This is a genomic window from Alteromonas sp. KUL42 (genome assembly GCF_006538325.1).
Taxonomy (GTDB): domain Bacteria; phylum Pseudomonadota; class Gammaproteobacteria; order Enterobacterales; family Alteromonadaceae; genus Alteromonas.
In genome coordinates, this window is record NZ_BJKK01000026.1 from 1 (window position 1) to 26599 (window position 26599).

22 protein-coding genes and 1 pseudogene are annotated in these 26599 nt (G+C 42.6%); 10 read left to right on the top strand and 13 right to left on the bottom strand.

The features are described 5' to 3' along the window. A pseudogene (locus tag EYR97_RS20675) lies at positions 1 to 259 on the top strand (UDP-N-acetylglucosamine 1-carboxyvinyltransferase); the annotation flags it as partial. A gap of 97 nt (positions 260 to 356) precedes the next feature. On the opposite strand, the gene EYR97_RS20680 reads toward EYR97_RS20675, so the two are convergent. Next, positions 357 to 1427: a trypsin-like peptidase domain-containing protein gene (locus tag EYR97_RS20680; RefSeq protein ID WP_131095655.1), complete on the bottom strand. Its 1071-nt coding sequence runs from the start codon at positions 1425 to 1427 to the stop codon at positions 357 to 359. A 763-nt stretch (positions 1428 to 2190) separates the two neighbouring features. On the opposite strand from EYR97_RS20680, the gene EYR97_RS20685 reads away from it, so the two are divergent. From EYR97_RS20685 to EYR97_RS20705, 5 genes are all read left to right on the top strand, one after another. Beyond that, positions 2191 to 2433, top strand: a complete 243-nt coding sequence (locus tag EYR97_RS20685; RefSeq protein WP_131095656.1) for a type II toxin-antitoxin system ParD family antitoxin — start codon at positions 2191 to 2193, stop codon at positions 2431 to 2433. Then, on the top strand, positions 2430 to 2732 hold the full coding sequence (locus tag EYR97_RS20690) for a type II toxin-antitoxin system RelE/ParE family toxin (protein ID WP_131095657.1): 303 nt from the start codon (positions 2430 to 2432) through the stop codon (positions 2730 to 2732). Before EYR97_RS20685 ends, EYR97_RS20690 begins: the two co-directional genes overlap by 4 nt. A 390-nt stretch (positions 2733 to 3122) precedes the next feature. Then, entirely contained in the window at positions 3123 to 4043 is a 921-nt protein-coding gene (locus EYR97_RS20695) for a winged helix-turn-helix domain-containing protein (protein WP_131095658.1), read from the top strand. A 72-nt stretch (positions 4044 to 4115) separates the two neighbouring features. Next, the gene (locus tag EYR97_RS20700; RefSeq protein ID WP_131095659.1) at positions 4116 to 5558 is read left to right on the top strand and encodes a serine hydrolase; all 1443 of its coding nucleotides are present in this window, start codon (positions 4116 to 4118) and stop codon (positions 5556 to 5558) included. Positions 5559 to 5587: 29 nt separating this feature from the next. Further along, entirely contained in the window at positions 5588 to 6589 is a 1002-nt protein-coding gene (locus tag EYR97_RS20705) for an alpha/beta fold hydrolase (protein ID WP_131095660.1), read from the top strand. A gap of 481 nt (positions 6590 to 7070) precedes the next feature. On the opposite strand, the gene EYR97_RS20710 is transcribed toward EYR97_RS20705, so the two are convergent. Both EYR97_RS20710 and EYR97_RS20715 read right to left on the bottom strand, forming a co-directional pair. After that, complete coding sequence (locus EYR97_RS20710; RefSeq protein WP_131095688.1) at positions 7071 to 8432, bottom strand: DegQ family serine endoprotease; 1362 nt, start codon at positions 8430 to 8432, stop codon at positions 7071 to 7073. An 88-nt stretch (positions 8433 to 8520) separates the two neighbouring features. After that, positions 8521 to 8958: a ZapG family protein gene (locus tag EYR97_RS20715; RefSeq protein ID WP_131095661.1), complete on the bottom strand. Its 438-nt coding sequence runs from the start codon at positions 8956 to 8958 to the stop codon at positions 8521 to 8523. A 262-nt stretch (positions 8959 to 9220) separates the two neighbouring features. Between EYR97_RS20715 and zapE the strand changes: the two genes are divergently transcribed. Both zapE and EYR97_RS20725 read left to right on the top strand, forming a co-directional pair. After that, the gene (gene zapE / locus EYR97_RS20720; protein ID WP_131095662.1) at positions 9221 to 10318 is read left to right on the top strand and encodes a cell division protein ZapE; all 1098 of its coding nucleotides are present in this window, start codon (positions 9221 to 9223) and stop codon (positions 10316 to 10318) included. Between the two features lie 239 nt (positions 10319 to 10557). Beyond that, positions 10558 to 11280, top strand: coding sequence for a YebC/PmpR family DNA-binding transcriptional regulator (locus EYR97_RS20725; RefSeq protein WP_131095663.1), 723 nt, complete (start codon positions 10558 to 10560; stop codon positions 11278 to 11280). A gap of 97 nt (positions 11281 to 11377) precedes the next feature. Here the strand turns inward: EYR97_RS20725 and EYR97_RS20730 are convergent, their stop codons facing one another. From EYR97_RS20730 to EYR97_RS20740, 3 genes are all read right to left on the bottom strand, one after another. Further along, a complete protein-coding gene (locus EYR97_RS20730) occupies positions 11378 to 12259 on the bottom strand; it encodes a hypothetical protein (RefSeq protein WP_131095664.1) in 882 nt (293 codons plus the stop codon). Between the two features lie 273 nt (positions 12260 to 12532). Continuing rightward, entirely contained in the window at positions 12533 to 12844 is a 312-nt protein-coding gene (locus tag EYR97_RS20735; RefSeq protein ID WP_242635149.1) for a hypothetical protein, read from the bottom strand. A 16-nt stretch (positions 12845 to 12860) separates the two neighbouring features. Continuing rightward, positions 12861 to 13796 carry a LysR family transcriptional regulator gene (locus EYR97_RS20740; protein WP_131095665.1) on the bottom strand — a complete coding sequence of 312 codons (936 nt, stop codon included), beginning with the start codon at positions 13794 to 13796 and terminating at the stop codon, positions 12861 to 12863. A 98-nt stretch (positions 13797 to 13894) separates the two neighbouring features. Here EYR97_RS20740 and EYR97_RS20745 point away from each other — a divergent pair, with 98 nt between their 5' ends. Continuing rightward, a complete protein-coding gene (locus EYR97_RS20745) occupies positions 13895 to 14806 on the top strand; it encodes a PhzF family phenazine biosynthesis protein (protein ID WP_131095666.1) in 912 nt (303 codons plus the stop codon). On the opposite strand, the gene EYR97_RS20750 is transcribed toward EYR97_RS20745, so the two are convergent. Continuing rightward, positions 14803 to 15729 carry a LysR family transcriptional regulator gene (locus EYR97_RS20750; RefSeq protein ID WP_131095667.1) on the bottom strand — a complete coding sequence of 309 codons (927 nt, stop codon included), beginning with the start codon at positions 15727 to 15729 and terminating at the stop codon, positions 14803 to 14805. The two genes, EYR97_RS20745 and EYR97_RS20750, sit on opposite strands and share 4 nt — an antisense overlap. A gap of 387 nt (positions 15730 to 16116) precedes the next feature. On the opposite strand from EYR97_RS20750, the gene EYR97_RS20755 reads away from it, so the two are divergent. After that, a complete protein-coding gene (locus EYR97_RS20755; RefSeq protein WP_131095668.1) occupies positions 16117 to 16575 on the top strand; it encodes a DoxX family protein in 459 nt (152 codons plus the stop codon). Between the two features lie 61 nt (positions 16576 to 16636). Here EYR97_RS20755 and EYR97_RS20760 read toward each other — a convergent pair whose 3' ends face one another. The 6 genes from EYR97_RS20760 to EYR97_RS20785 all read right to left on the bottom strand — a co-directional run bounded on the left by EYR97_RS20760 (position 16637) and on the right by EYR97_RS20785 (position 26480). Beyond that, entirely contained in the window at positions 16637 to 16990 is a 354-nt protein-coding gene (locus EYR97_RS20760; RefSeq protein ID WP_131095669.1) for a hypothetical protein, read from the bottom strand. A 296-nt stretch (positions 16991 to 17286) separates the two neighbouring features. Further along, complete coding sequence (locus EYR97_RS20765; RefSeq protein WP_131095670.1) at positions 17287 to 18207, bottom strand: alpha-E domain-containing protein; 921 nt, start codon at positions 18205 to 18207, stop codon at positions 17287 to 17289. Between the two features lie 13 nt (positions 18208 to 18220). Further along, positions 18221 to 19696, bottom strand: a complete 1476-nt coding sequence (locus EYR97_RS20770) for a circularly permuted type 2 ATP-grasp protein (RefSeq protein WP_242635150.1) — start codon at positions 19694 to 19696, stop codon at positions 18221 to 18223. A 14-nt stretch (positions 19697 to 19710) separates the two neighbouring features. Beyond that, on the bottom strand, positions 19711 to 20586 hold the full coding sequence (locus EYR97_RS20775) for a transglutaminase family protein (protein ID WP_131095671.1): 876 nt from the start codon (positions 20584 to 20586) through the stop codon (positions 19711 to 19713). Beyond that, positions 20583 to 23159, bottom strand: coding sequence for a circularly permuted type 2 ATP-grasp protein (locus tag EYR97_RS20780; protein WP_131095672.1), 2577 nt, complete (start codon positions 23157 to 23159; stop codon positions 20583 to 20585). The genes EYR97_RS20775 and EYR97_RS20780 overlap by 4 nt, the downstream gene beginning before the upstream one ends. 21 nt (positions 23160 to 23180) lie before the next feature. Then, on the bottom strand, positions 23181 to 26480 hold the full coding sequence (locus EYR97_RS20785) for a DUF2126 domain-containing protein (RefSeq protein ID WP_131095673.1): 3300 nt from the start codon (positions 26478 to 26480) through the stop codon (positions 23181 to 23183). Between the last annotated feature and the right edge of the window lie 119 nt (positions 26481 to 26599).

Consider the following 26599-nt stretch of genomic DNA (forward strand, 5'->3'; position numbering starts at 1 on the left):
GCATGTACCTGAGCTTCAGCGTATGGGCGCTGAGATTGCTCTAGAAGCTAATTCTGCTGTATCAAAAGGTAGCTCAAAGCTTAAAGGGGCACCTGTCATGGCAACGGATTTACGTGCCTCTGCTAGCCTTGTTATTGCTGGCCTAATCGCTGAAGGAGAAACCCACGTTAACCGCATCTATCATTTAGATAGAGGTTATGAATCGATTGAAGAAAAGCTCGGTGGTCTTGGCGCTAATATTGAACGCGTAAAAGAGTAAAGGAATAAACGAGTAATGTCATATAAAAAAAGCGCCTTTAAGGTCGCTTTTTATTGTTAATCAAAGTATTGCAAGTTTTTGGTTAAGCCATAATCGATTATTGATTAGCCCTCAATTCAGCTACTGTTGCTTTAATTGTTAAAGGCTTGCCGTCTCGACTAAGCTCAATGGTAAGTTCTGTGCCAGGTGTGGTTTCTGCAATCATATCAAGGGTTTTTGAGGCACTTTCTAATCGCACGCCATCAATGGCGAGAATAATATCTCCCGGTCGCAAACCCGCAATATCAGCAGGGCTTCCTTTAGCGACGGCAGTCACATCGATACCAGGCCTATTGCGGTTCTCGCTGCCAATGAATCCGAGCTGCCCGCGAATAACCCGTCCATTGCTAATAATTTCGTCCATTACACGCTTGGCTAACTCATATGGAACCGCGAAGTTTATGCCGTCTACATTGCGAACGCGGTTACGCGAGTCGCGCACTTGGAAATTAGCATTGGTAATGCCCAACAAAATACCGTTGCTGTCTACTAGTGCGCCACCTGAATTACCTTGGTTTAGTACCGCGTCAGTTTGAATAAAATCAACGTAATTAGACAGTCCGTTTCTGCCGGCCCTGCTCACAATACCTTGAGTAATCGTTTGGCCTAAATCGAAGGGGTTACCTATGGCCATAACAACATCACCCACGTGTGTGTCGGGTTCTGATACTTGAGGAATAATATGCAAGTTGTCTGCCGTGACCTTTAAAACGGCTAGGTCGGTTAACGAGTCTGTTCCGACGATTTGCGCTTCTAAAATACGACCATCTTGAACCGCTACATAAATACTATCCGCGTCTTCTACAACATGATGGCAGGTTAAAATGTAACCGTTCTCTGTCATAATAACGCCTGAGCCTAAGCTTGTTCGCTCTCGAGGCTGATTTCTGAAAAAGCCAGAATCATTTTCAATACTAACACTGTAAATGTTAACAACAGCGGGGGCTGAGCGACTCAATGCGGAGAAGTAACTTTCTCTACTTGCACTAACAGAAGGCTCAGAAAACCAGCCTTGCGTAAACTTACCACCCTGACGGAGCTCAGGTAAGAAAAGCAAAAGCAACGCGGCTACAGTTACGCCAAGTAAAACAGATTTGAATAAAAAGTTAGTTATTGAGCGGCCAATCACGAAATACACTTAATTTTTCTAGTATTGCTACTAGGTTTGAGCAGGCTGATATACGATTCAACACATCTTAAAACCAGATTGCAGTACTGTCATTTTATAATTATACAAGCACACTTAGTGTACTAATGAACGGAGAATAATATCCGTATGTCTACTCATTGTAGCGAACATGCCTTTCAAAAATAGGCATGTAGCACGGTTATAAAGCATTGGCGTAAGCATTTAAATTTGGTGTAACAATTACTATGTGCTTCACGCTGGGAAACCATACCTCAAAAAAATCAATCCAGTTACCAATTTATGATAATGAGTATCAATAAGTAGAGGATATCACTTTATTGAATAAACTACCGTATTGATAGGTAAAATTTGTTTTCAAAAGTGATTAAAGCTAACGAGCGTATTTCATGTCGTCACTATTTAACGGTGTTGTTGTTGATCAAAAAACTATCATACTTTTCATTCAGGAATAAGACCTATTCGCCAATCGCTAAATTTATCATCTTTTATTATGAACTCTTGAAGAGTAGGCACGAATTACGCTACAAAAAAGAATCATTTTAAATGGCTTGAATGTACATATAGCAAACAATTTTCCTTTCCCCTGAATACTCAGACGTAAAAGATGTTCTGCTGTGAACACAAGTAGCCAAAATAGATAATGAAATTAAGTATAACGAGCTTAAATACGTTTGTTATGCGCTATTGACTTACAGCGCGAAAATACCATAATCAGGTATATATTGGTACTTGGGGAAAGCAAATGGCTAAAAATACCAGCATTACTCTTGGTGACCATTTTGATGGCTTTATTGCTAGCCAAATTCAAACTGGTCGATATGGCTCAGCGAGCGAAGTAATTCGTTCAGCTCTTCGCTTGCTAGAAACACAGGAGACCAAATTAAGCACTTTGCGTCAATTACTTGTAGCGGGTGAAGAAAGCGGCGAGGCTGAATACGACCTTGAACACCTGATATCAGAACTAGATGGTGAATTAAAAGAGTGAAACCATTTAAGCTAACTGTACTCGCAATATCTGATTTAAAAGATATCGCGTTATTTACGCAACGGAAATGGGGCCGAGAGCAGCGTAATTTTTACCTAAAGCAGTTCGACGATTCATTTTGGATGTTGTCTGAAAATCCTGACATCGGCAAAAGCTGCGACGAAATAATAGACGGGTACAGAAAGTTTCCGCAAGGTAGTCACGTTATTTTCTACAAGCAAACTGGTAGCCAAGAAATTCTGATTATAAGAATTCTTCATAAAAGTATGGATGTAAATCCTTTACGCTTTGGCGCATAACGCCCGCTCAAGTGGTGAGCAACGCTACCACAGCACTTTTTCACTTCCGCATTCCGATTCTCACATAGCAAACCGAAGCTTAGTGTGACAATAAATATTGAAACTTAGAACCCATCAAAGTGGTTATCCAAAGAAAGTATGCCAATAAAGTTCGAAACTTATTTGTGCATAACAAAGTTACAAAACCGACAGGCGGTTCTGTACGTAAACCCGCCCTTCGCTGTTTAAAATAATAAGTTACTGGCAGATTCTAATGTATCCCTATACAACTTGAATCGAGTTTCATGGTGTTACTGGGTTTTTACGGTCCAAATGAGTAAAAATTTATAGATATTACAATTTCCTATATAATGAAGAGCGAGGGTTTAACCAGAATTACTACGGTGATTAATGAGCAACTACAATGATGTTTCGTTTGACGAATTAAGATTCGTCGCTATGAAAAATGGTGAGACACTCACTTTAAATCCCCTTAGTTTTAAACTGCTTCAAACTTTGGCAAAAGCAAATGGCGACGTTGTGTCTATTAAGTCACTACTAGACACTATTTGGCATGAAAAAATAGTCAGCCCAGAAACGCTAAAACAGCGAGTATTCGTCCTTCGAAAAGCACTAGATGAATCTTCAATCAATGGGCTGGAAGTTCAGGCGGTTAGGGGCGAAGGATATAGACTGTTAATTGAAAATTTGAATGAAATGCATCAGGGTAAGTCCAGAGTACAAGAACCTAAAAAGAAGATTTTCAGCACTCAGAATCAATTTAAGTATGGCCGCTATGTCGCATCATTTTGTTTCGCGTTCGTTGTTATTGCAATCACCATATTTGCACTTTCACCTCAACAAGGTGACAAGGTGAATGCTAACAATCGCATTGCTCTTTGGTCCAATGTTCTGCCTGCACATATGGCGGACTCAGCCAAACAGGTTTACTCAACTTGGGATCACATGCTTACACAAACAAGTAAAACATCGTCATTACAATTAGTAATGTCAAATCAACGACATGAACTCTCTACTCCTATTCAAGCTAGAAAAGATCGACTTGCGTTGATCAGCTATTTTGAAGTAATTGAGAGCAACAATGATACAACAATTACACTAAAGATTGTAGAGCCCACTACAGCAACAATATTGCGTTCAAATATGTTTAGCCTGGAATCGGATCCAGTTTTTACTGACACACTGGAATCGCAATTGAACGGTATTAAGTCGCTCGTTTCTTCTAACAAATTGTATTTAAACAAACAACAAAAGGACTATGCTAACGACCCTATATGGGCCGAATTACGGGCACTTGCTAACTCATCATAACCATTCATAACCCTACTTTACTCACGCTTTCTGGGAGATACATGCTCAACTTAGCAAAAAAAGGAGCATGTTATGAATATACGATTAGTCTTGATCTTGGCCTGTTTTATTTGCACGCCATCTGCTTTCGCTGGTGATTCAAATACGAGTCAGCCGAGTCAGAATAAAAAGAATCAAAATTACGAGCAACAACTTACCAATTTACTTAGCAGCCTAAATACAATAACGGGTGTTCCCGGATTCTCAGTATCTGTAGTGCATAAGGGAAAACTTGTTGCTTCAGTAGCGACCGGATTCTCTGACTTGAAAAGCAAAGTCCCAACAAAACCTGACACAACGTTTAGATTGGCAAGTGTTTCCAAAATTGTTGGAGCTACGATGCTTGCAGAGTTGGTAGTAAATGAACAGCTAGATCCTGATCAGGGTATTGGTCATTACTATCCCGAATTAAACTCAAAGTACCACGGCATTACCATCAGGCAGCTACTATCGCACACGTCAGGTATGCCTCATTATCAACTAAAAGACTATGATATCTATGACGATCATTATTCCACAGCGATTGAAGCAGTAAACACACTAAAAAATCGAGACTTAGTATCACGTCCAGGATATGCGTATCTTTACTCTACTCATGGATACACGCTAGCCGGCGCTTTATATGAAAAAGTTACGGCACAACCGCTAACCAAAAGTATTCAAGACTTTATCAGTCGTTGGACAGGGAAGAATACTCCGGCCATTGAGAACATACATAGTCTACGAAAAGAAAGTACAAGACTTTATGAGCTGAATAAATCAGGGGCGAAACACATTGAATATGGAGAGAAATCTTACAGCATATTTGGTGCAGGTCTCTTGGCGACATCAGAAGATTTAGCCAGTTTTGGTGCAAAAGTTCTCCACAGAGCAAAGAACAATCAAGCGTATCGTGAACTTTTATTTACCCCAACACAAACGCTAGGCGGTAAGGTTGTTGAAGACCGCCAATTTCAGGTTGGATTTGGTTGGCGTATCGATGAAGATCCTTATGGTCGGCAAGTATATCACCATGCCGGTTCTACACCTGGGGCTCGCTCCATTCTAGCGATTTACCCCGAACATGATTTAAGCATTGCATTTCTTTCTAACAGTAGTTGGGTTGCTTCAATCGAACAATTGGTTTTTGCACTCGCAAGTTTGTACATTGATGACGCGAATAACACTGTAATGAAAAGCTCAAAGTATCAGATTACGAGCAATAACAAACAACTAGCAGGCACTACCCAATGTCAATCAAACCAATGTACGTTAACTGACAATACAACCGATTTTGCGCAGTGGTTAAATTCGTTTAATTCGAGTAGAAAGCCCGTAGAAGAGTGGCCTGTTTTCATTTATGACGTCGGCAATGCTCAACGACTCTTAATGGTGAATAAAGTGGGTATTGCTGCGTTTGAAGGACAGCGGCACTCCTTTGCAGGAAAAGTGGGTAAGGACCAAAGCTATGCCATTCAATTTCATCAAGCAAAATAATCTTCAAACATCGAAAAAGGAAACATGTAATGTTGCAAAAATTCCGCGCTCTATTGTTAACGCTTCTATTTACTCATTGTACGATGTCAATGGCGCAAACTGACAGTTCAGTTCTTCCCAAACCGTTTGGTCAAGGCACTTATGTACCCAGTATGTTTGGGCAGATATACTATGAAGCAGACGGTGAAGGAATACCTGTCGTAATGATCAATGGTGGGCCTGGTGCTGCTCGCACCGTGTTTTGGGGGGCGCTCGACTTTTTAAAGCCCCATGGTTATCAAATTATCTACTTTGATGAAACTGGGGTCGGCAGAGCGACTAGAGAAATTCCACAGAAGTTTTCACCGGCCATTACCGTCGAGGATATAGAAACTTTACGTAAACATTTAAACGTTCCTAAGCTTATATTGGCAGGCCACTCTTACGGCGGTATTCCAGCAGTACAATACGCCCTGACATATCCAGAAAATATTGAAAAATTGATAATGTTAAGTGCGTCAGCTGATGGGCATAGTCAACAGATGAATGTTGACGCGGCGAAGTACCTGCGAAAAACATTTTTTCCACAAGAATGGGAGCAAATGGAAGAGATCAGAGCCAAAGGCGTGTTAACTAGCAGTGCTGAGTATATGAAAGCCTTTTATAACAGAGCCATTGGTAATATGTCTGATTGGTATGACCCAAGCAAACGTGCTGGTCTACGCAAGTATCGCTCAAATGATATTCGAGACCGCTCGAATATTGAAGTATACAAAGATATGGCAGGTGCCGACCCTGAGGTAAAAATTTCCGGTACCCTAAAGAACGTTGTCATAAACGAGACTATGTTCAAAGACTACGCAATTCCAACATTAATTCTAAATGGCCGGAAGGATTGGAAAACAACGCCAGAAATGGCCTATAGATTCTTTAAAATGCTGCCAGAAGGCACTGCCACTATTCAGTTTTTGGAAGAAACTGGTCATTGGACCTGGGCAGAGCAACCTGATGAGTTTGCCAACACAGTTATTCAATTTATGAAGAATAATTAGATTTTATTATTATCTTGTCCGAGTCTGGAACTGGCTTGTTAGCAACTATTGCAACCCATTTCCGAGCTCGGGACAATCGACTCAAGTTCGAATTATCCCCGCTGTAAATTTGAAATTTGGTGACTATCGAAAATCTTAAACTTGAAATCAGCTGTGGTCCTCTAATGCGCAGATATAATTGACCGACACTCGACCATTTCGATTGGGACTACTGCAAAAAAGTGTTCCGTTAATCATATAAGACCGAACAACTATTTTCGCACGTGGGCCGAATGACTGCTATTTGTCTATTGCTGCCCAATATATCAAGAACATTAAAGTGTGGTGCTTTTATGTTTTGTATGACTGCCTTTTGTTTGGGAGATACTTTTCTACAAATCCACAGCTGTGCTTTTGAATAATTAAATGTAAACAAAAACAGCGCCATAAAGGCGCTGTTTGAACGTTCTAAATATAACGTGTATAACTGGTAGAACGTGAATTACTGGCGGATCACCAAGTAAAGCGTTGAGTTACCGCGCTTCACGTTTAATGCAATAACACCTTTGGCTTCATCTAGTGCATTTCTAAATTCAGCAACGCTTGATGTACGTACACGGTTTACACCCACAATAACATCTTCAGCTTGAAGGCCAATGCGTGCAGCAGGCGCACCACGCTCTAACTCAGATACTACAACACCAGCATTACCGGCATCATCTTCACCATTAGTAAGGGTTGCACCTTCTAATGCTGGGTGAATTTGCGCGGCCGTAACGGTGGCATCAGTTGCATCATCAAGTACTACGTCAACAGTAGTCTCTTCACCTTTACGCATTACAGTAAGCTTAACTTCAGCGCCAGCGCCCATACTTGCTATTTTTGCGCGTAGTTCTTGGAAGCTGTGAAGCTGTCTACCGTTAATAGCGGTAATAATATCACCTGCCTGCAAACCACCTTTTTCGGCGGCAGAGTCTGGTTGAACTTCACTCACAAATGCGCCGATATTTACTTCAGCGTTCATGGCTTCGGCAAGGCCTGCATCAATATCGCTGCCTAAAATACCTAATAGACCACGACGGACTTCGCCGAATTCCGCAATTTGATCAACAAGGCTTTTCATCATATTCGATGGAATGGCAAAACCAATACCAACGTTACCGCCATTCGGTCCAAAAATAGCCGTGTTAATACCTACCAGTTCACCGTGTAAGTTCACTAGTGCACCACCAGAGTTACCGCGATTTATGGCAGCGTCTGTCTGAATAAAGTCTTCATAACCACCAATGTTTAAACCTGAACGCCCAAGCGCACTAACAATACCTGATGTAACGGTTTGCGATAGGCCAAAAGGGTTACCGATAGCAACCACAAAATCGCCCACGCGAAGTACGTCTGAATCGGCAAGCGGAAGTGCTTTTAGATCATCCGGTTCAATTTTAAGAAGTGCAATGTCACTTTGTTCATCAGAACCAAGTTTCTTAGCAGTGAATTCGCGACCATCGGTAAGTTTTACCGTAATTTCATCGGCATTATCGACTACGTGGTTATTGGTTACCACATAGCCTTTCTCTGCATCAATGATAACACCCGAGCCTAAACCTCTAAATGGACGCTCTTGTACTTGCTCCTGTGGCGCGCCAAAAAAGTATCGAAACATTTCTGGAACACGCTGGCGAGAGGTTTGTGTACCTTCTACCGCAATGCTGACCACTGCTGGTGTGGCTTCTTCCAGCATTGGGGCTAGTGAAGGGACTTCATCCTTTTTATCTGAAAAAAACGGTAACGCCGCCTGTGTGCTAGCAGTAAAGCCCAATGAACTTACAACAACGGCAGACGCCACTACGTAATGGCGGAAAGACATTTTCATGTTCGCTTACACTCCTTCATGTTATATGCGACATAGCATAGTTGAACTAAAAGAGTCTCACACAGGCTAAAAGTTCCTAATGTTACTGTTTTTCTGCGTTATTCTGCTCAGAACGGCCGACGAATAACCCAGACCCCGAATTTGCAAAGTCGCGAGGTTGTGTATCAGCAACGCGTTTTACTCTTGCCTTGTCAGACTTTTTAAGATTATTACGCAAATACGTTGTAGCTTGCTCACCATAGAAAGGCACTTTGCTGTCTTCTGAGTCGTTGCCTTGGGTTAACAGCATTTCGTATTCTTCAATTTGCTGCTTGAGCACATCACATTGGCTTTCAATACTCTCTAAACTTTGACGAGTTTGATGGATGTGGTGCTGCGCTTGCTGAGCAAGAATTTCTTTCACGTGTTTTTCGGTTTGTGCTGAATTGCCTGCGCCTTGCTTCTGTTGAAAAAAGCGCCCTACAAAAAAGCCAATAACTAGCCCAACTACTAATAAAGCAAGAGATACCAACAATTCCATTATATTCTCCGAATCAATCTACACCTAACAGCAGCCGCAGTTTAGTCATCGCGTTGCTGCTCTCGACCATACTTTGAATATAGCAAGGTCGAACCCGAAAAGCGCATACATCACTACATTTATTACACTGTTTCTGTGTATGACAAGTTTCTATGTGCGATTCTACCGTGATTTCCATTAAAATTAAGGTCATAATTGATAAATTCAAGCAGGTCGGTGCAGCAAGCATCAGTATTGACTTTTTTACGGAGTGGTTTGGGCGATGACGCCATGGGAAAAATATCAGCAAGATCTCAAGTCTTCTGACTTTCATTATGATTCAGCGCAAGAAAACGCAGTTAAAGAACTTCAGCGTTTGTACGATGAGCTCACTCAGCCAGAAAAGAAAACGACGTGGCGGGTAAAACTAAAAGCCGCGTTTGGTAAGGGGCATGCTAAACCGGGTATTCAGGGGATTTACTTCTACGGTGGCGTAGGGCGTGGAAAAACCTATTTGGTCGATACCTTTTATGACTGTTTGCCGTTTGAAAAGAAAATGCGCGTGCACTTCCACCGCTTCATGTATCGAATACATGATGAGTTAAAGCAACTTCAAAAAGCGCAAGACCCATTAAAAATTATTGCTGCCAAATTAGCGAAAGAAGCACGCGTAATCTGTTTTGACGAGTTCTTTGTGTCGGACATCACCGATGCCATGATATTAGGCACCTTGATGGAGGAGCTCTTTGGGCATGGTATTGTACTTGTGGCAACGTCAAATATTATCCCCGACGACCTGTACAAAAATGGCTTGCAGCGGGCGCGTTTTTTACCCGCTATCGATTTGCTCAATCAAAATACCCGGGTAGTCAATGTGGACAGTGGCATCGATTATCGTTTGCGTACTTTGGAGCAAGCTGAAATATATCACTATCCACTCGATGAAAAGGCCACTGAAAACTTACATAGTTATTTTTCTCAGTTAGCCCCTGAAGAGGGCTCTACTGATAGCACCATCGAGGTTAACAACCGCAAAATCCAAACCCTTCGCAATGCCGATGGCGTGTTGATGATAGATTTTAAAGACTTGTGTGGCGGCCCTCGAAGTCAAAGTGACTATATTGAATTAAGTCGTTGTTATCATTCGGTATTGCTTGCCAACGTAAAAGAAATGGGGCAACACAACGACGATGTTGCTCGCCGCTTTATTGCTATGGTAGATGAGTTTTATGAGCGCAATGTTAAGCTCATCATATCTGCGGAGGTGGCTTTGGAAAGCCTTTACACAGAGGGTTTGCTCAATTTTGAATTTAGGCGATGTTTGAGTCGTTTAAAAGAAATGCAATCACACGATTACCTGGCTACTGAACATTTACCTTAACACTGGCGTTGCAAAATTTGCGCAATATGTAGCGCATTGACGCAACACAAGCAAAACACAAAACGCGATTAAGGCTGTATTGTTAGGTATAAAATAAGGTAGAATTTCGCCAATTTTTTCTGTGTTAAAGCAAGTGAAAGACATATTTTGTGCGCAATCTTGCAGCAAAAGTATCGCTTTATACAGTTACTCGATAGAACCGCAACGCAGTGTTAAATTGCGAGAAAGAGAATTTTAAGATGGGAAGAGCATTCGAAGTACGTAAGAACGCCATGGCAAAAACTGCTGGGCAAAAAACCAAAGTCTATTCTAAGTATGGTAAAGAAATTTACGTGTGCGCGAAAAATGGTGGTGCAGATCCAGACACTAACCTATCACTTCGCCGACTTATGGATAAAGCGAAAAAAGACCAAGTACCTAGCCACGTAATTGAAAAGGCGATTGATAAAGCTGCTGGTGGTGCTGGTGAAGATTTTCAACCAATGCGCTATGAAGGCTTTGGTCCAGGAAACTGTATGGTAATTGTTGACTGCTTGTCAGATAACGCTAACCGCACTATTACCGAAGTACGTAACTGTTTTACTAAAACCAATGCTAAGCTAGGTGCACAAGGCGCCGTGTCTCACATGTTCGATCATCAAGCGGTTTTCCAGTTTGAAGGCGATGATGAAGATGCCATTTTAGAAGTATTGATGGAAGCTGACGTAGACGTAACTGACGTTGAAGTTGAAGACGGTAAGGTAACGGTTTACGCGCCTCACACTGAATATTATCAAGTTAAGACAGCATTGACTGAAGCCTATCCTGATATCAGTTTCATCGCCGAAGAGATGAGCTGGATGCCTCAAACTGAAACAGAGATAAGCGAAGACGATATGCCTATGTTCGAGAAGTTCATGGATATGCTTAACGACTGTGATGATGTACAAGACGTATATCACAACGCGATTACGCCAAACTAAGCGCTTTTATTATTTGAGTTGTTTAAACAGCACCAAAAGTGCTGTTTACTACAATATAAGCAGTAAGTAATTCCGCTTTAAACTTCTGCCAAAGGCCTCACGGGACACTGTGAGGCTTTTTTATTTCCAATGTAAAATCGGTTCCATATATCTGATTATAGTATGTCAGCATCTCTTCGCGGTAATCTTGAGGCATAGCTGAAAGATGTATGTCTAAATACGCCCGTTGTTTCGTTAACTTAGCTAAGCTTTTTGATACCGCGGCAATCGCACGCTCGCCTTCAGGGCTTCGTGAGCAAAGTACAAAGCCAACACCGAACTTGGGTATGCCTTGTATTGATATAGCCTGCACACCAATTGATAGGGCCTTTTGCTGACGTACTTTTTCAAAAAGAGGTGGGTATTCAAAAACAGCATCAATACGCTCTGAAGCCAACATTTCGATGATTCCTTCACCCATATCGCTACTACTTCTTTTCCACAGTCTAGAAGCTAAGTTCTCTTGCATTAAAACATTGTCGATAACTTTTCCATAGGATCTATCAGCCACAGTGCCCAAGCGCATGTTGGGGTAGCGAGTAAGAATTACGGGTAGAGATAGCTCACTAAGCTGTTTGGGCGAAATATCATGCTTATTAATGAAGGTATCGAGTAAATAAAACTTAAGCCCTGGTACTACAACCTGCGGCAAGTCGCTAACAAGGCTGTATTCTGCCCGTTCATTGTTGAATACACGGTCGCTTACACAAACATTGTTTTCATCACGTAAACGCATGAGTGCGCGACTAGAGGGGGTTTGCTGAAGTGTAACGCTAAAGCCAGTCATCTCATTTATAATGAGGTCACGGGTTTGTTCATCTATTGTTAGCGTTTTATTCTCAGATACATGCCATTCAGACAGCCAAACAATGTCTTCAGCCAATGATAGCGTTGAGTAAAGGCACAGAAGAGCGAGTAAACTGCGCGGAATAAATGACAACAATGAAACCTCACAAACATTTTATGAATAAGCGTTTATGGCTAAGTCTTTTTTTATAAGCGTTAATGACTAGATGCCTATATTTAAGGCTCAACAGCGTAAAGCCGCGGCACTTTATAGCAAGGCTTCTTAAATTACTATTTTTTGAACAACTTAAACAAGTACAACGTGAAGTAATCCTGACATCTTAAGATATTGTCAGTTCAAGTGGGAGTTGTAGTAAGCTACAAATGGCTAAATCGAAAAAGCCCTCTGATGAGGGTTTTATAAATATTACAGATTGATAGTTTGGTATTTAATGGGGGCTAGCTTGGCAAGAATTTGGTTTTCCTGTTGGTACGTCAAGCCCACGTCACGCATAGCGCTTTGTACAATCTCAACCAAAATATAGAACTCTCGTTCTTTGATATTGCGATTCTTGTGTGATTCAAGCATCGTCTTTCCCTCATAAGTGCAAGGGCCTTCTATAAGTTCGCATGTCTGTGCGACGAGTTGTTCATAAAGGTGCTTTTTAGGACCCCTCAAAGTAATGTCCAATTTCTGGGGTTTTATATATGTGTATATTCTTATGCGGTGCAAAAACATTTAGTAGCGTTGCGAGCTAATTCTTGTTTACCTGCTTTTTTAACCATTTTTGTAGTTGCTTAAACCGTTCTGTTTCAGCGAAGCTGTAAGAGCAAACAAGCCAATAACTCGAATCCAGCAACACAGGCTTACCCAATGGGTGCAAAAAGCCCGCTTTTATATCTTCTTCGATAAGCAGAGTTCGCCCAAGCCCCACTCCCATTCCGCTAATAACACCTTGCAGCAGTAAATCTGCGCGGTCAAACTGATGTATGATTGCATCACTATTGAAGGTCAAATTAGCTTTATCAAAGTAGGCTTTCCAGTTGTACTGTGTATTGTCTTGTTTGCCACGTGTATCGGCCAGAAAGGCAGTATTAGGATTTAAGAGTAATTCATCTAAATTTACTGGAGCATTGATATGATGGCTATCGAGCTCTTGGTCATTGATATAACGAGGACTGACCACTGGCTGTAAGAAGCAATTCGAGAGTTTTACCGCGTAGTGACCGGGGAAGGGGCCGATACCAAATCTAATTGCGGCGTCTATATCGTCACGCTCAAAGTCTATGACATCTTCATTTGTGTTTATTGATAAATCGAGGTGGCTTTCATATGCACTGGGCAATATGTGCATGAGCCATTTCATTGCAAGTGATGAGGACAACGATAAACGAATTTGGTCGGTCTTGTTGACTTGCTCTATGCGGTTAATGGCTTTTTCCCATCGTCCTAAACTATCGTTTGCTGTGCTACATAGAATCTCTCCTACTTTTGTGAAAGAGAGTGAACGAGTGGTTCGATTAAATAGCGCAAAACCGATGGCTTCTTCTAAGGATTTTATCCTATGGCTTACCGCAGACTGGTCAATGCCAAGTTGCTCAGCAGCTTTGGAAAAGCTCTTTTCTCGTCCAATGGCTCCAAGTAATGCTGTACTCTGTATTAGTCTTGTTACCGTATCTTGCTTCTTCATGTTAATGAGTTTCTTTCATGTCTATATGAGTTATCACAGCGTTAATAGCAACCTAATATACACACTAGTTTATGTCTATATCTTAAGAGAGAATTGCTATGAGTAATACTACACAAAATGAACACGCGGTTTCAGCGAACATTGTCAGTGGGTTTGTTTCAAATGGTGAAGGTGGCAACCCAGCTGGGGTTGTTTTAGAGGCAGATAGGTTATCAGAAGATCAGATGCTCAACGTTGCAGCTAAGTTAGGCTTGTCTGAAACTGCCTTTGTTTCTGCCTCTGAAACAGAGGGGTTTAAGTTAGACTTTTTTACCCCAACGCGCCGGATAGCGCATTGTGGTCACGCAACCATTGCGACGTTTTCGTATATGGCTGAACAAGGTTTAGTGGGAGAGGGAACAACATCAAAGGAAACGGTAGATGGTCCAAGAAGTATTTCTATTAAAGATGGAATGGCGTTCATGGAACAACTTGCCCCCAAATATCGTTTTCCTAGTCAGTGGGTTTCAGAAGGTGTAAAGCTGGATGAGGTGCTCTTTTCACTTGGCCTTGCGACGGATGATTTAGATGAAAAAGTGAGCCCAGTTTTGGTCAATACTGGAAATAGCTTTATCGTGATTGGGGTAAAAAACGGTGAAGCACTGCAATCACTTACACCCAATTTCAATTTGATTGAACAGATCAGTGAAAAACTTGACCTTATTGGTTATTACGTGTTTACCACAGATAGCAATGCTACAGACAAAGACGCCACAACAAGAATGTTTGCGCCGCGCTATGGTATTGAAGAAGAGTCTGCTACTGGAATGGCTGCTGGGCCGTTGGCATGCGTGTTACATGACTTTCTAGATGGCGACAAAACCGAGTTCCAAATAGAGCAAGGTAAGTTTATGCATGTGCCCTCTGTTAGCTCGATTCACGTTGACTTGTCGATTAATGATAACAAAATCTCAGGGTTGATGGCCGGTGGAAAAGGAAAAATGCTTAAGCACGTAGTGATTGATATTTAATGTTTAAGCAAATCCCAATTACGTGACACTTCATTTAAGCGCGCTTGCAAGCGGGGTACTACAAAGTCGATAAAACTTCGGTGCTTTATCGGAAGAAACTCTTGTCGAATAAAAAGAAGGTTTACAGGAAGAGGGCTTGGCGCATACCTACCGAGTACCTCGACCAATGCATTATTCTCGAGATCAGGTAATACTTGGTACGAGAGCACGCGAGCAATACCAAGGCTATTTTTTGCACCCTGTAAGGCTACGTCGATTGAGTTCGCTTTTATTCGTGATGACACAGGAACATCAAACTCGTTTTGGCCCTCATAGAAGCGCCATTGCGTGGCCGAATCTAAGCCTTCAAACGTAATAGCGTCATGCTCTTTAAGATCAAACGGTGATTTGGGGAGGCCATTAGTTTCTATGTAGTTTGGAGACGCGCATAGCACCTTATGTACCTCGCCCACCTTTTTTGCTACAAGCTCACTATTGGGCAAGTTACCAACACGAATTGCAATATCAACCAAGTCTTCGTACAGATGCATATTTTGATCGGTGAGAATAAGTCGCACTGAAACGTCGGTATAGGCTTTCATATATTCAGCAATTAATGGAAATATATGCATTCTTCCCATCATGACGGGGGCGGTTATGGTTAAATTGCCTTTTGGGGCCTTGTACTCGCCTTTAACTTCGTTTTCTATTTCCTGCAAAGAAGCCAGTAACGTTTTCGCCGAAGCAAGATAACTTTTACCTGCATCAGTCAGTATGAGGTTGCGTGTGGTTCTGAGAATGAGTTGAGCTCCAAGGTGCTCTTCCAGTTCTTTCACTTGTCGACTAATTGTGGTTTGCGGTTTGTTGAGCTTTCGTGCTGCACCAGAAAAGCTACCGCACTCGAGCACTTCAACAAATACCTGCATAGCCGTAAATCTGTCCAACTGTCTTTTCCTTTGTCGACGGGGTAATTTTCTTTTCGATGTCTTTTAAGTTCAATTCTCTAAATCAATCTCAACCTCAAGGCCAATATAGGCGCTGGGAAAAACTACTATGACTAAAAAAAACGGTATCCACCAAGTGATCTTAATCAACCAACCAACGAAATTGACTACCTAGAACAAACGTATCAACTATTTAATGAGCAAATTTCTTTAAGTAAATAGACGCTAGGGTTGGCGCAAATATGAACGAATAGTTATCTTCGCGATACGTTTGGTTTCATCCACTTAAGCGATAAATCATATTATTCACTGGTCAATTATTGCTAGGTCAAGTTGAGCTGTAATCAGCGCTTGGCCCCACTACTTAGCTATTTTAGGAGAGTGTTTATGAAACCGTTTGTCGCTGTGCCATTTCGACTTTTTGAGCAACTGTCTGGCGTATTATCAAGTTCTCAGCCTATTGTGAGCCTAATGGCTCGTTTGTATGTATCTTGGGTGTTTTTCGCATCGGGTCTTACAAAAATAGGCGATTTTGAATCAACCTTGTTCTTGTTTGAATATGAATATCAAGTGCCCTTTCTTTCTTTTACTCTAGCCGCTTACCTTGCGACATTCGGAGAAATTGTTTTTCCGGTACTACTTTCACTTGGTTTAGCTAGTCGCTTTAGTGCGTTGGCACTTAGTGTCGTAAATATTGTGGCAGTAATAAGTTTAGAAGAGATGCCGCCAGCTGCGCTAAACGAGCATATTATTTGGGGTGTTATTTTACTTCATACTGTATTTTGGGGAGCGAGCAAGTTATCTGCTGATTATATTGTGAAGAAAAGAACAGCTGCATTGAATTAAACACACTTTTCCAACTTCCCTTTTTGCAACTCTCGCGCAGTTTATCTGCGCTTTTTGCATTTTAAAAACATGCTATTTTAGCTTTAGCATTCACTAGTTGGTCAATGATTTCGCCTTCACTCTGCTTCAAGATTGCCGAAACCTGATGTGCTTTTAGCTCTTGATAGCTAGAGAGGTACAACAGGATAAATTCACGTTGTGATAAGCTGATTTTTCTACTTTCAATAGTGATTAAAAATCGATGTGAAGAGGTATTATCAGCAAAGTAGCGTTCGCAATGATAGAGAAAGAGTTTCGTGGAAAGCTTTCGTCCTAGCGGGCAACTCAAAAGAAATCTAGTCGTGTTAAACCAAGGTTTACGTGCTGCCGCTTTTTTTATGAAAGCTGTGGCGTCGTTTATATCTTTAAGTTCCATGGGCTAAGGCTATTATGAAAGTATAGCCATGACTTTATGATCTTAGCGTTTGATAAAATGTGCACAACGTACAAATAATAATACCGTTCGTCTTTTGGCGTGTTGATTTGGTGTCTAATCAAATAGCTCAATAACGGCGAAGAATAGGCCTAGGATTTAACTTGTTTTGACTTGGAGATTCCGGATTGCCGGTTAAAAAGTGGAGGGGGAGGCACTAGCTCGTATTTAGAAGAAACAAAAATGCCTCCACGTGATGTTGAAGAGGCGTTTTGAATTATGCAGATTTACGTCAATAACTAGTGCAAAAAGTATTGCTCAGCGAGTTGCTGGTGGATATCGGCAAAGTCTATCTGGAGTTCGTCGATATAATTATGCAGCGCTCTACCGCGAAGGTTAGCAACGGGTTGTTTCTCCAGTTCTTCGATACTGTGGTCGATGCGTTCGATCATGGCTTCATTGTCTGGGATGTTTAAGAACAAACTCTTTAGTTTATTTAAACAAAAGAGCACACTGCGCGGGAATTCTTTACTATGCAGCATGAAATCTAATACATCGCCAGGGCGGATACGCACCCCCATCTTCTGACGATACATTTGATAGCCGCTTAGCGACCTAAGTACACTCATCCACAATATATTTTCAAAAGGCAAGTCGCTCATGTCTTCTGTAAGCGTAGCAGAGCGCACATCAATAATGCGTGATGTCATATCTGCGCGCTCAAGGGCTGCACCAAAACGCCAGAAGAAATAACCTTCGTCGTGGCTCATACTCGCGTCCATGGTGCCAAACGTTAGCAACGATTGGTTGATAACCTGTTTTAAGCTAGCAAATCGCCCGCGTTTGCTTAAAAAGCTGTTGCTGTTTTCTTTAACGGAAAGGTGCAAAGCGTTTAACGTTTCCCACACTTCTCGGGGAATGACATCTCGAATAGTGCGTGCATTGTCTCTTGCGTATTGTAGTGAGTTGACAATGGAAGACGGATTTCTACTGTCAACGGTCAAAAATTTAACCACATTCTTTTCACTGTAGTCGGTGAAAATACTTTCGAATGATTCTCTGTTACCTGTTATATCTAGTAAAGGCTCCCAGCCAGGTGAAAAGCCTTTGGGTAAATCCATCAACAATAAATTGTTAATGTTAACCAAGCGCGCAAGGTTTTCTGCTCGCTCTACGTATCTGGCGGTCCAGTAAAGTGTTTCGGCTACTCTTGATAACATGTTTACGTACTCCCTAATCCACAATCCAAGTGTCTTTGCTGCCACCACCTTGAGATGAGTTCACCACCAGTGATCCTTTGACTAGTGCAACCCGTGTAAGCCCACCAGTGGTCACGTAGGTGCTGTCGCCAGATGACAAAATAAATGGGCGAAGGTCTACGTGTCTTCCCTCAATAACTGAATTGTCGATAGTAGGGACAGTAGATAAATTAAGGGTGGGTTGGGCAATCCAATTTCGCGGGTCAGCTTTAATTTGCGCGAGCGTTTCTTGCTGTTGTTTCTTCGTCGACTTAGGGCCAATAAGAAGGCCATAACCACCCGATTCATTCGCTGGTTTTATAACTAATTTGTCGATATTTTCTTCAACATATTTAAAGTCATCGGGCTCGTAACAGCGGTATGTTTCTACATTGGGCAGTTTAATTTCTTCTCCCAAATAGTACTTGATCATGTCTGGTACATAGGTATAAACCACTTTATCGTCAGCAACCCCTGCGCCTGGTGCATTGATAAGCGCTACCTTTCCTTTACTCCAAGCACGCATTAAACCTGGCACACCCAGCATCGAGTCGGGATTAAATGCCTCAGGGTCAAGGAACATATCATCAATACGACGATAAATAACATCTACCCTTCTTAACCCGTTAATGGTTTTCATGTAGACACAGTCGTCTTTTTCAACGGTTAAGTCACGGCCTTCAACAAGTTCACAGCCCATTTCTTGGGCTAGATAACAGTGCTCAAAATAAGCCGAGTTATAGATACCGGGGGTCAGTACCACTACTTCGGGCTTGTCCTGAGGACGAGGTGATAAATTTGAGAGCATATCAAATAGCTGTGAGGGGTAATCATTGACAGGGAGTATGTCCATTTTTTCGAACATATCAGGGAAAACTCGCTTCAACACAGAGCGGTTTTCTAGCATGTAAGAAACACCAGAAGGCACGCGTAAATTGTCTTCTAAAACGTACATGGTACCGTCACCGTCGCGCACGAGGTCAGAGCCACAAATGTGCGCCCATATTCCCTTAGGTGGTGAAACACCTACACATTGCTTTCTAAAGTTAACCGATTTCGATAGCAGCTCTTTTGGGAAAACACCGTCTTTAATGATTTTTTGGTCGTGATACAAGTCGTCAATGAACATGTTGAGAGCTTGAACACGCTGTTTTAAACCGTCTTCAACTTTTTGCCACTCTTTGTTTGCAATGATGCGAGGAATAATATCGATTGGCCAAGCACGGTCTATTGAGCTGCCTTCACCATAAACCGTGAAGGTTATCCCCATTTCTTTTACGACTAGTTCTGCGGCATCTTGGGCGTTTTTTAACTCTTCCTCAGACAGCTGAGACAAATAATCTACTAATGCTGCGCCATGAGGACGGGTCTTCCCATTTTTGTCGAGCAGCTCGTCATAGAACGTGGAAAAATTGCAGTGCTCAAGGCTGACCATTTTCGATGAGGCCTGATTTTGTTTTTGGTTATTCAAACTACACTCCTTTTTTATCCTCGATTCATATCTACTGAAACATCTAGAATCTGATTGCCACCGCCAAACATAATGCCTTTTAGCGGTGTGATATCAGCAAAGTCTCTTCCTACTGCTAGTGTTACGTGCTGGTCATAGGGTTTCAGGTTATTCGTTGGGTCATAATCAATCCAACCAAAGCTAGGCACAAATAATGCCACCCAAGCATGAGTGGCATCTGCACCAGTAAGCTTTTCTTGACCAGGCGGTGGGATGGTTTCTATGTATCCACTTACATAGCGTGCGGCAAGTCCAATACTTCGCAAGCACGCAAGGGTTAAATGGGCATAGTCTTGGCAAACCCCTCGTTTGTGTTCAAATACATGACTTACTGGGGTGTTGATAGTTGAAAATGCAGGGTCAAAAGTAAAATCACTAAAAATGCGATGCATCAGGTCATCACATGACTCAACAATAGGCCTATTGGGTTTAAACGAGGTTAACGTATAGTCCACAATGGCTTTATTGGCGTGTGTAAGTCTGGTTGGAATACTGAAAAACTGTGCGTTGAGCATCGTCTTGTCTATGGGGAAACGGATTTGATCCCTTACTGTTTCCCAGCTCATGGTGTGTGAAAAAAGCCCCTGTAGAGGAGAGCCTTGTATCTCTACTTCGCTGGTGGCGATAACTTGCATTTCTTCGTGTAGAGTGGGAATTTCAAATACTGTGACCGTATTGTCGAAGTAGTCTTTGAATTCGGTTTGATAATCGGGCTCGGGAATAATTTTCACACTCGCTTTTATTCTGCGTTGCTGAGCCGTATTCAATGGCGTTAAGCGCGCATGATTTTGAGTCAGACTTACCTTATCCGAATATTTGTAGGTAGTGACGTGTCGAATCTGATACTTCATAGCGCGCCCTTGTCCTCATTTGGTGCATCAACATGTGTAGTGTTGCCGCCTTTTTGAGTTTGGTGTGCAGGTGCCTCATCAACAATTAACTGAGTATTACCCATGACTGACCAATGAAGTTGAGATGCGGGTTTGGTATGGCTAAAGTATTGTGTTTGCATCATTTCACTGAATTTTTGTAACTGAGAGGTCACACTAATAAGTAATGACACCAAGCCTGAAGGTGATTGTGGATCTTTAATGTTCAGTGTTTGCCTGTCGGCCAAGGCGAAGCTGGCAGTAAGTTGCAATAGGATTTTCTCTGTCGTACTCAAGAACCCTGGCTTTGCATTAACCGGCAAGCTTTTACACAGCTCAGTAATTTTCTTAATTTGATAGGCCAGAGAGCGCGGGTATTCTGAATCGAGTAATAGCAGCTCCAATCCTGTTTCAATACTCTTAAAGGCGCGATAACGTCGCCTGTGTGTCACGGAGCTCACTTGGGCAACCAACACAATCTCCAAAACAATTTGCTGTTCTTGCTCGGGTAACGGTTGCTGTAAAAGGGTTTGTACCATAGACACAAGCTGTTTACTGCGTTCTAAGCGCTTACCAATTTCAATCATGTAAGCGCCATTACTTTTCGAAAGGCTATCTTGAATTGAACCATTAAACGCCATAGTTAGCCCAATGAGCTTATCGAGTATGCTCTGTAGCCTATGGGTAGGTGTTTGCTCAGATATGGCGCTGAAATTGTGGAGCTCTTCTTCAATGCTTTCAATGATACGAAGACTGTCGTAGGACAATAGCTCTCTAACTTGTAATGCACTTTGAACCACCATATTTAAGGTGCTATTTAAGCCACCAATAAAGCGATTATCGGCAATCATTGATACCACTAGTTCCTTATAACCACTTTCCAGAGGTTGGATATCCGCGTGATTCAATGGCGTATATGGGTAAATTAGTGCTTGGTTTTCTAAACCCACTTTTAGCTGTACTAATGCGTTTTTGTGCGCTTCATCAGGGTAAATGGCTAATTCCGTAAATTTGTCGATAAACACCCTGATCAAACGAATTACATTTTCACTCCGCTCGATTGCGCAGCCTAGCCAAAATAAGTTCTCAGCTGTTCTACTGGGCAGTAAACCTTCCACTAAAGCTAAGTCTGCATCAGACTGTAATGACTTAGGAATTGGCGGGGTGCGTTGCTGAGGCGGGCCAATGGTTTCTACCCATGTATCTTTAATTTCCGTATTACCGTCCACATGAAATGCGGTGGGCGTAAAGCACATGGCCGAAGGTAAAATATAAACGTGCTCTTCTGAGTACAGTGCATAGCAGCGCATGATAATGGGTTTGTTTACAAGTCCGGACTCATGCCAAAACGGCGCTTGAGACAAATTGACCTTTCTACGCCAATAAAAGCTTTCTACTCCTTTTTTATCAAAGGTGTGGTGAATGCTTTCTACATCTAGTTCACCGTCAAATTTGATGTTGGGATCTACACTACTTAGCAATTCGTATTGTGACCAATCTTCCTCAGGTAAGGATTGAGCGGGGCAGGTTTCTTGTTGACGTAATAAAAGCTGCTCTCTGCCAAAAAATTCAGCGGCTTTGGCAAGGCTATTTTTAATGGCTGGAATTTGAATAACCCCGTTTCCCATTGGATTTAGTAAAACCACATTGCGTTTACGTACGGCGTGTAAAAGCCCAGGAATACCGAACTCTGAGTAGTCTACCTGTTCCAGCGAGTCTAAAAAGCGGTCTTCTATCCAGCGCAAAATAACATCTACTTTGCGAAGGCCGTCTAACGCTTTTAACCACACTTGCCCCTTGCGAACAGTTAAGTCGGCACTGCGTACCAAGGTGTAGCCCATATAAGTAGCTAGGTAGGCTTGCTCTGAATAGTATTTGTCATCAGGTCCGCGACATAAAATGACTATTCTTGGGTCGCTTAACGATGCGGTTTCATGGCTTATCGCTTGTTGAAGTTGTTCAAAAAAGCCTACGATCCGTTGAACGCCACACTCTGCAAACTCTTCACTCATCACCCTGCGTGCAACAATTCTGTTCTCTAGTAGTAGACCAAGACCCCTTGGAAATTGACAGTGATCATTAAGCACATAAAAGTCGCCATTAGTGTCTTCTGCTATGTCAAACGCAGTGAGAAATAACCCTTTGTTTACTGATGAAAGAATGTGACTTTCGGCAAGGTAATAAGGGTGTTTCATCAAATCTTCGGTAGAAAAAACGCCGTTTGTCAGTGAACGACATTCGCCATTTAGGTCGACAAGCACGTCGTTGAGAAGTTTTACTCGCTGCTCAATGCCACGACACAATGTGTTCCATTTGTCACTAGTGACAAGCATTGGCAGTGGATCGAGTTGCCACTTTTGATTTTCATCAATTTCGGCGAACCCACTGTTGCGCATTAGTCTGCGAATTTCGTTGGCTCTTAACGTTATTTCATCACTGCTTAGTCGTGCCAAGCGCGTAAATAACGTATTAAGCAAACGCTTATTGCCAGTGGGTAGTGCGCTAGAGTTGGCGTAACTACTCAACCACTCTGGCATATCAAAATCGTCGTTCATATTTTAGCTTGTTGCCTAAACTTATAGGGTAGGAGGCCGACGCAAATCTAATGTATTTGGGTACTCTTTGTTTTCGGCCTCCTCCATGGGAATTACAAAATCACTGTGTCCTTCATGCTCGGTTATACGATGACTGGCAAGATGTGGCGACCACTCAGGTAAATCTCTCGGTTTAACCGATGGCGTATGCCCGTGATCCCAGAATCGAGCAATCCGTCGTCCTTCAGCTTCAAATGCATTAACCGGAACCGTTGAGAAGTTACGTCCACCTGGATGGCTTACATGGTAAGTAAATCCGCCTAAAGAGCGTCCTGACCAGCTATCGTAAACATCAAATACCAAAGGAGCGTGAACGCCAATTGTTGGATGCAATGCAGAGGCTGGATTCCACGCTCTAAAGCGTATACCTGCTACGTATTCACCACGAATGTCTGTTGCTTTTAAGGGCACGCGACGGCCGTTGCAAGTAACAATATATCGATTGATGTGCATGTTGGATACAGATAATTGAACGCGCTCTAGTGAACTATCTACATAGCGCGCAGTTCCACTACCTGTGGCTTCTTCTCCTAGTACATGCCAAGGTTCAATTGCGCTAAACAGCTCCAATTTAATTTGCCCCACTTCTCTGCGACCACAACGGGGAAAACGAAACTCGAAAAACGGGTCAAACCAATCCAGCTTCACCGGGAAGTTGGCTTCGTTTAGGTCACGACATACCTCAGCAATATCTTGTCTTACGTAATGTGGCAACATAAAGCGGTCGTGAAGTTCGGTACCCCAACGTACTAGCTTCTTCTTGTAGGGTTGTCGCCAAAACCACATTAAGAGCGTACGCAGAAGCAGCATTTGCATCAGGCTCATGCGTGCATGGGGCGGCATCTCAAAACCGCGAAATTCCACTATGCCTAAGCGACCTGTTGCTGAATCTGGGTTGTACAATTTATCAATACAAAATTCAGCGCGATGCGTATTGCCGGTTAAGTCTGTTAGTAGATGACGCAATAAGCGGTCAACTAGCCACGGCGCGGCAACTTCACCGTCAGGAATTTGTGAAAAAGCAATTTCAAGTTCATACAAGGTTTCATCGCGCGCTTCATCTACGCGAGGCGCCTGGCTGGTGGGGCCAATAAACAAACTTGAAAACAGGTATGAGAGACCTGGATGATGTTGCCAATAGGTGATGAAACTACGCAATACGTCAGGGCGTTTTAAAAAAGGGCTTTCAAGTGGCGTGGGACCACCCATAGTGACATGGTTGCCTCCACCTGTGCCTGAATGTCGACCATCGAGCATGAACTTTTCTGTGCCTAATCGACACGCTTTCGCCATTTTATACAGGGTTTGTGTATTACTGACGAGGGTTTGCCAATTACTCGCTGGGTGAATGTTTACCTCGATAACACCTGGATCTGGTGTCACCGCAAATTTTTCTACACGGCTGTCATAGGGGGGCGTATAACCTTCCAACACCACAGGAATATTAAGTGTATCAGCAACACTCTCTATGGCAGTAAGTAACTGGGCGTAATGTTCAAAGTGGCTAAGAGGTGGCATGAACAAATACAATTTGCCGTCGCGTACTTCTATGCACAGGGCGGTAAGTACAGATTGCTCTGAGACATACCCGCTTTGTTTTGGCAGGGTATCGAAGGTTTCCTGCATGTCTGCAGGGTCGCGGTCAACAAGCATAGCCGGTTGCCCAAGACTGCTCAATGGCAATCGATACCCTAGCGGTGAATCGCCGGGAAGTAAAAAACAGTGTCCGCGTTTAAATGTCCATTTACTGCTTTGCCAGCCTCCAAATACCGTGTCATAGGTAATAGGAATAATAAAACCAACGGGCTTATCCAAGCCTCGCTCTAACTTGGCCAAGAAGTTTTTACGCGTCATTGCATGCAATAACTCTGGGGTATCTGGCGTTGGGTCTTCAGGCAGACTTCCTTCTTGCCATAAATGATAAAGCACATCTTCGTAGGCAGTGATAACGATTTCTGGTGTGAGTCCAAGCGCATGAGACAAGGCATGGGTGAAGGTTTCACTTTCTTCTACACTGTATGACGATGAAACGTTGATATCAGCAAGCAGCGATGGATTTTGCCACAAAGGAACCCCGTCTTTACGCCAGTAATTGGCGTATTGCCAACGCGGTAATGGTTCACCTGGATACCACTTACCTTGACCATAGTGCCTAAATCCACCATGGCTAAACGTTTCAGTCATTTGCATAAATAGGGTGTGGGCAAGTTGACGTTTTTCAGGGCCATCTGCGGCAGTATTCCACTGCTCGCTTTCCATATCATCAATGGAAATAAACGTAGGCTCACCGCCCATGGTTAAGGTAATACCCGCGTCTTTCAGATCTCTGTCTATTTCATGGCCTAAGTTTTCAATCGCTGACCACTGGGCGTCACTGTAAGGCTTGGTTACACGTGGTGGCTCGTGTAAGCGTTGGACTTTATTGTAAAAACTAAAAGTAGATTCACACTTGTCTATCGCACCTGTTACTGGTGCCGCAGATGAAGGTTCTGGCGTACAAGCAAGTGGAATATGCCCTTCACCGGCAAACAGGCCTGATGTTGGGTCTAAGCCTATCCAACCTGCACCGGGCACATAAACCTCACACCACGCGTGAAGATCAGTGAAGTCTTTCTCTGGGCCACTTGGGCCATCTAACGACTTCTCGTCAGCGCAAAGCTGAACCAAGTAACCCGATACAAAACGAGCCGCTAAACCAAGGTGGCGGAATAGCTGTACGAGCAACCAAGCCGAGTCACGACATGAGCCCGACTTTTTCGTGAGGGTTTCGTCAATGCTTAGCACCCCCGGCTCCATGCGAACGCCATATTCTATTAAGTCGTAGACAGCTTGGTTTACTGCCACTAGAAAATTAACCGTGGCTTGTGGCTCTTTGGGTTGCTGGCTTTTTATTAACGCTAAAAATGCTGATGAAGGTGTTTCCTTTTCAAGATAAGGTGCTAAATCACTGGCCAAACGTTTTTCGTACTCGAACGGGAATTTTTCTGCGTAAGACTCTAAGAAAAAATCAAAGGGGTTGATAACGGTAAGTTCAGCAACAATATCGACGGTAAACCAGAATTTTTTGGTTTGCTCTGGAAATACGACGCGAGCTAGGTAATTACCGAAAGGGTCTTGTTGCCAATTAATAAAATGATTTTCGGGATAAACTTTTAATGAATAGCTTTTTATTGGCGTGCGGCTATGCGGTGCAGGGCGAAGGCGAAAAGTGTGTGGGCCCATACTGATACTTTTGTCGTAATGATACTCAGTATGGTGCGTTATCCCTATGGTGATTGTCATGCTTTAGCTCCAAAGCTGAACGAGATTCAAACAGCATAAAAAATCACCTTATATGCATCTAGCGAAACTTACAAGCATTACTACATGGGCCTAATATCAAGGTGTTATATTAGAGCGTG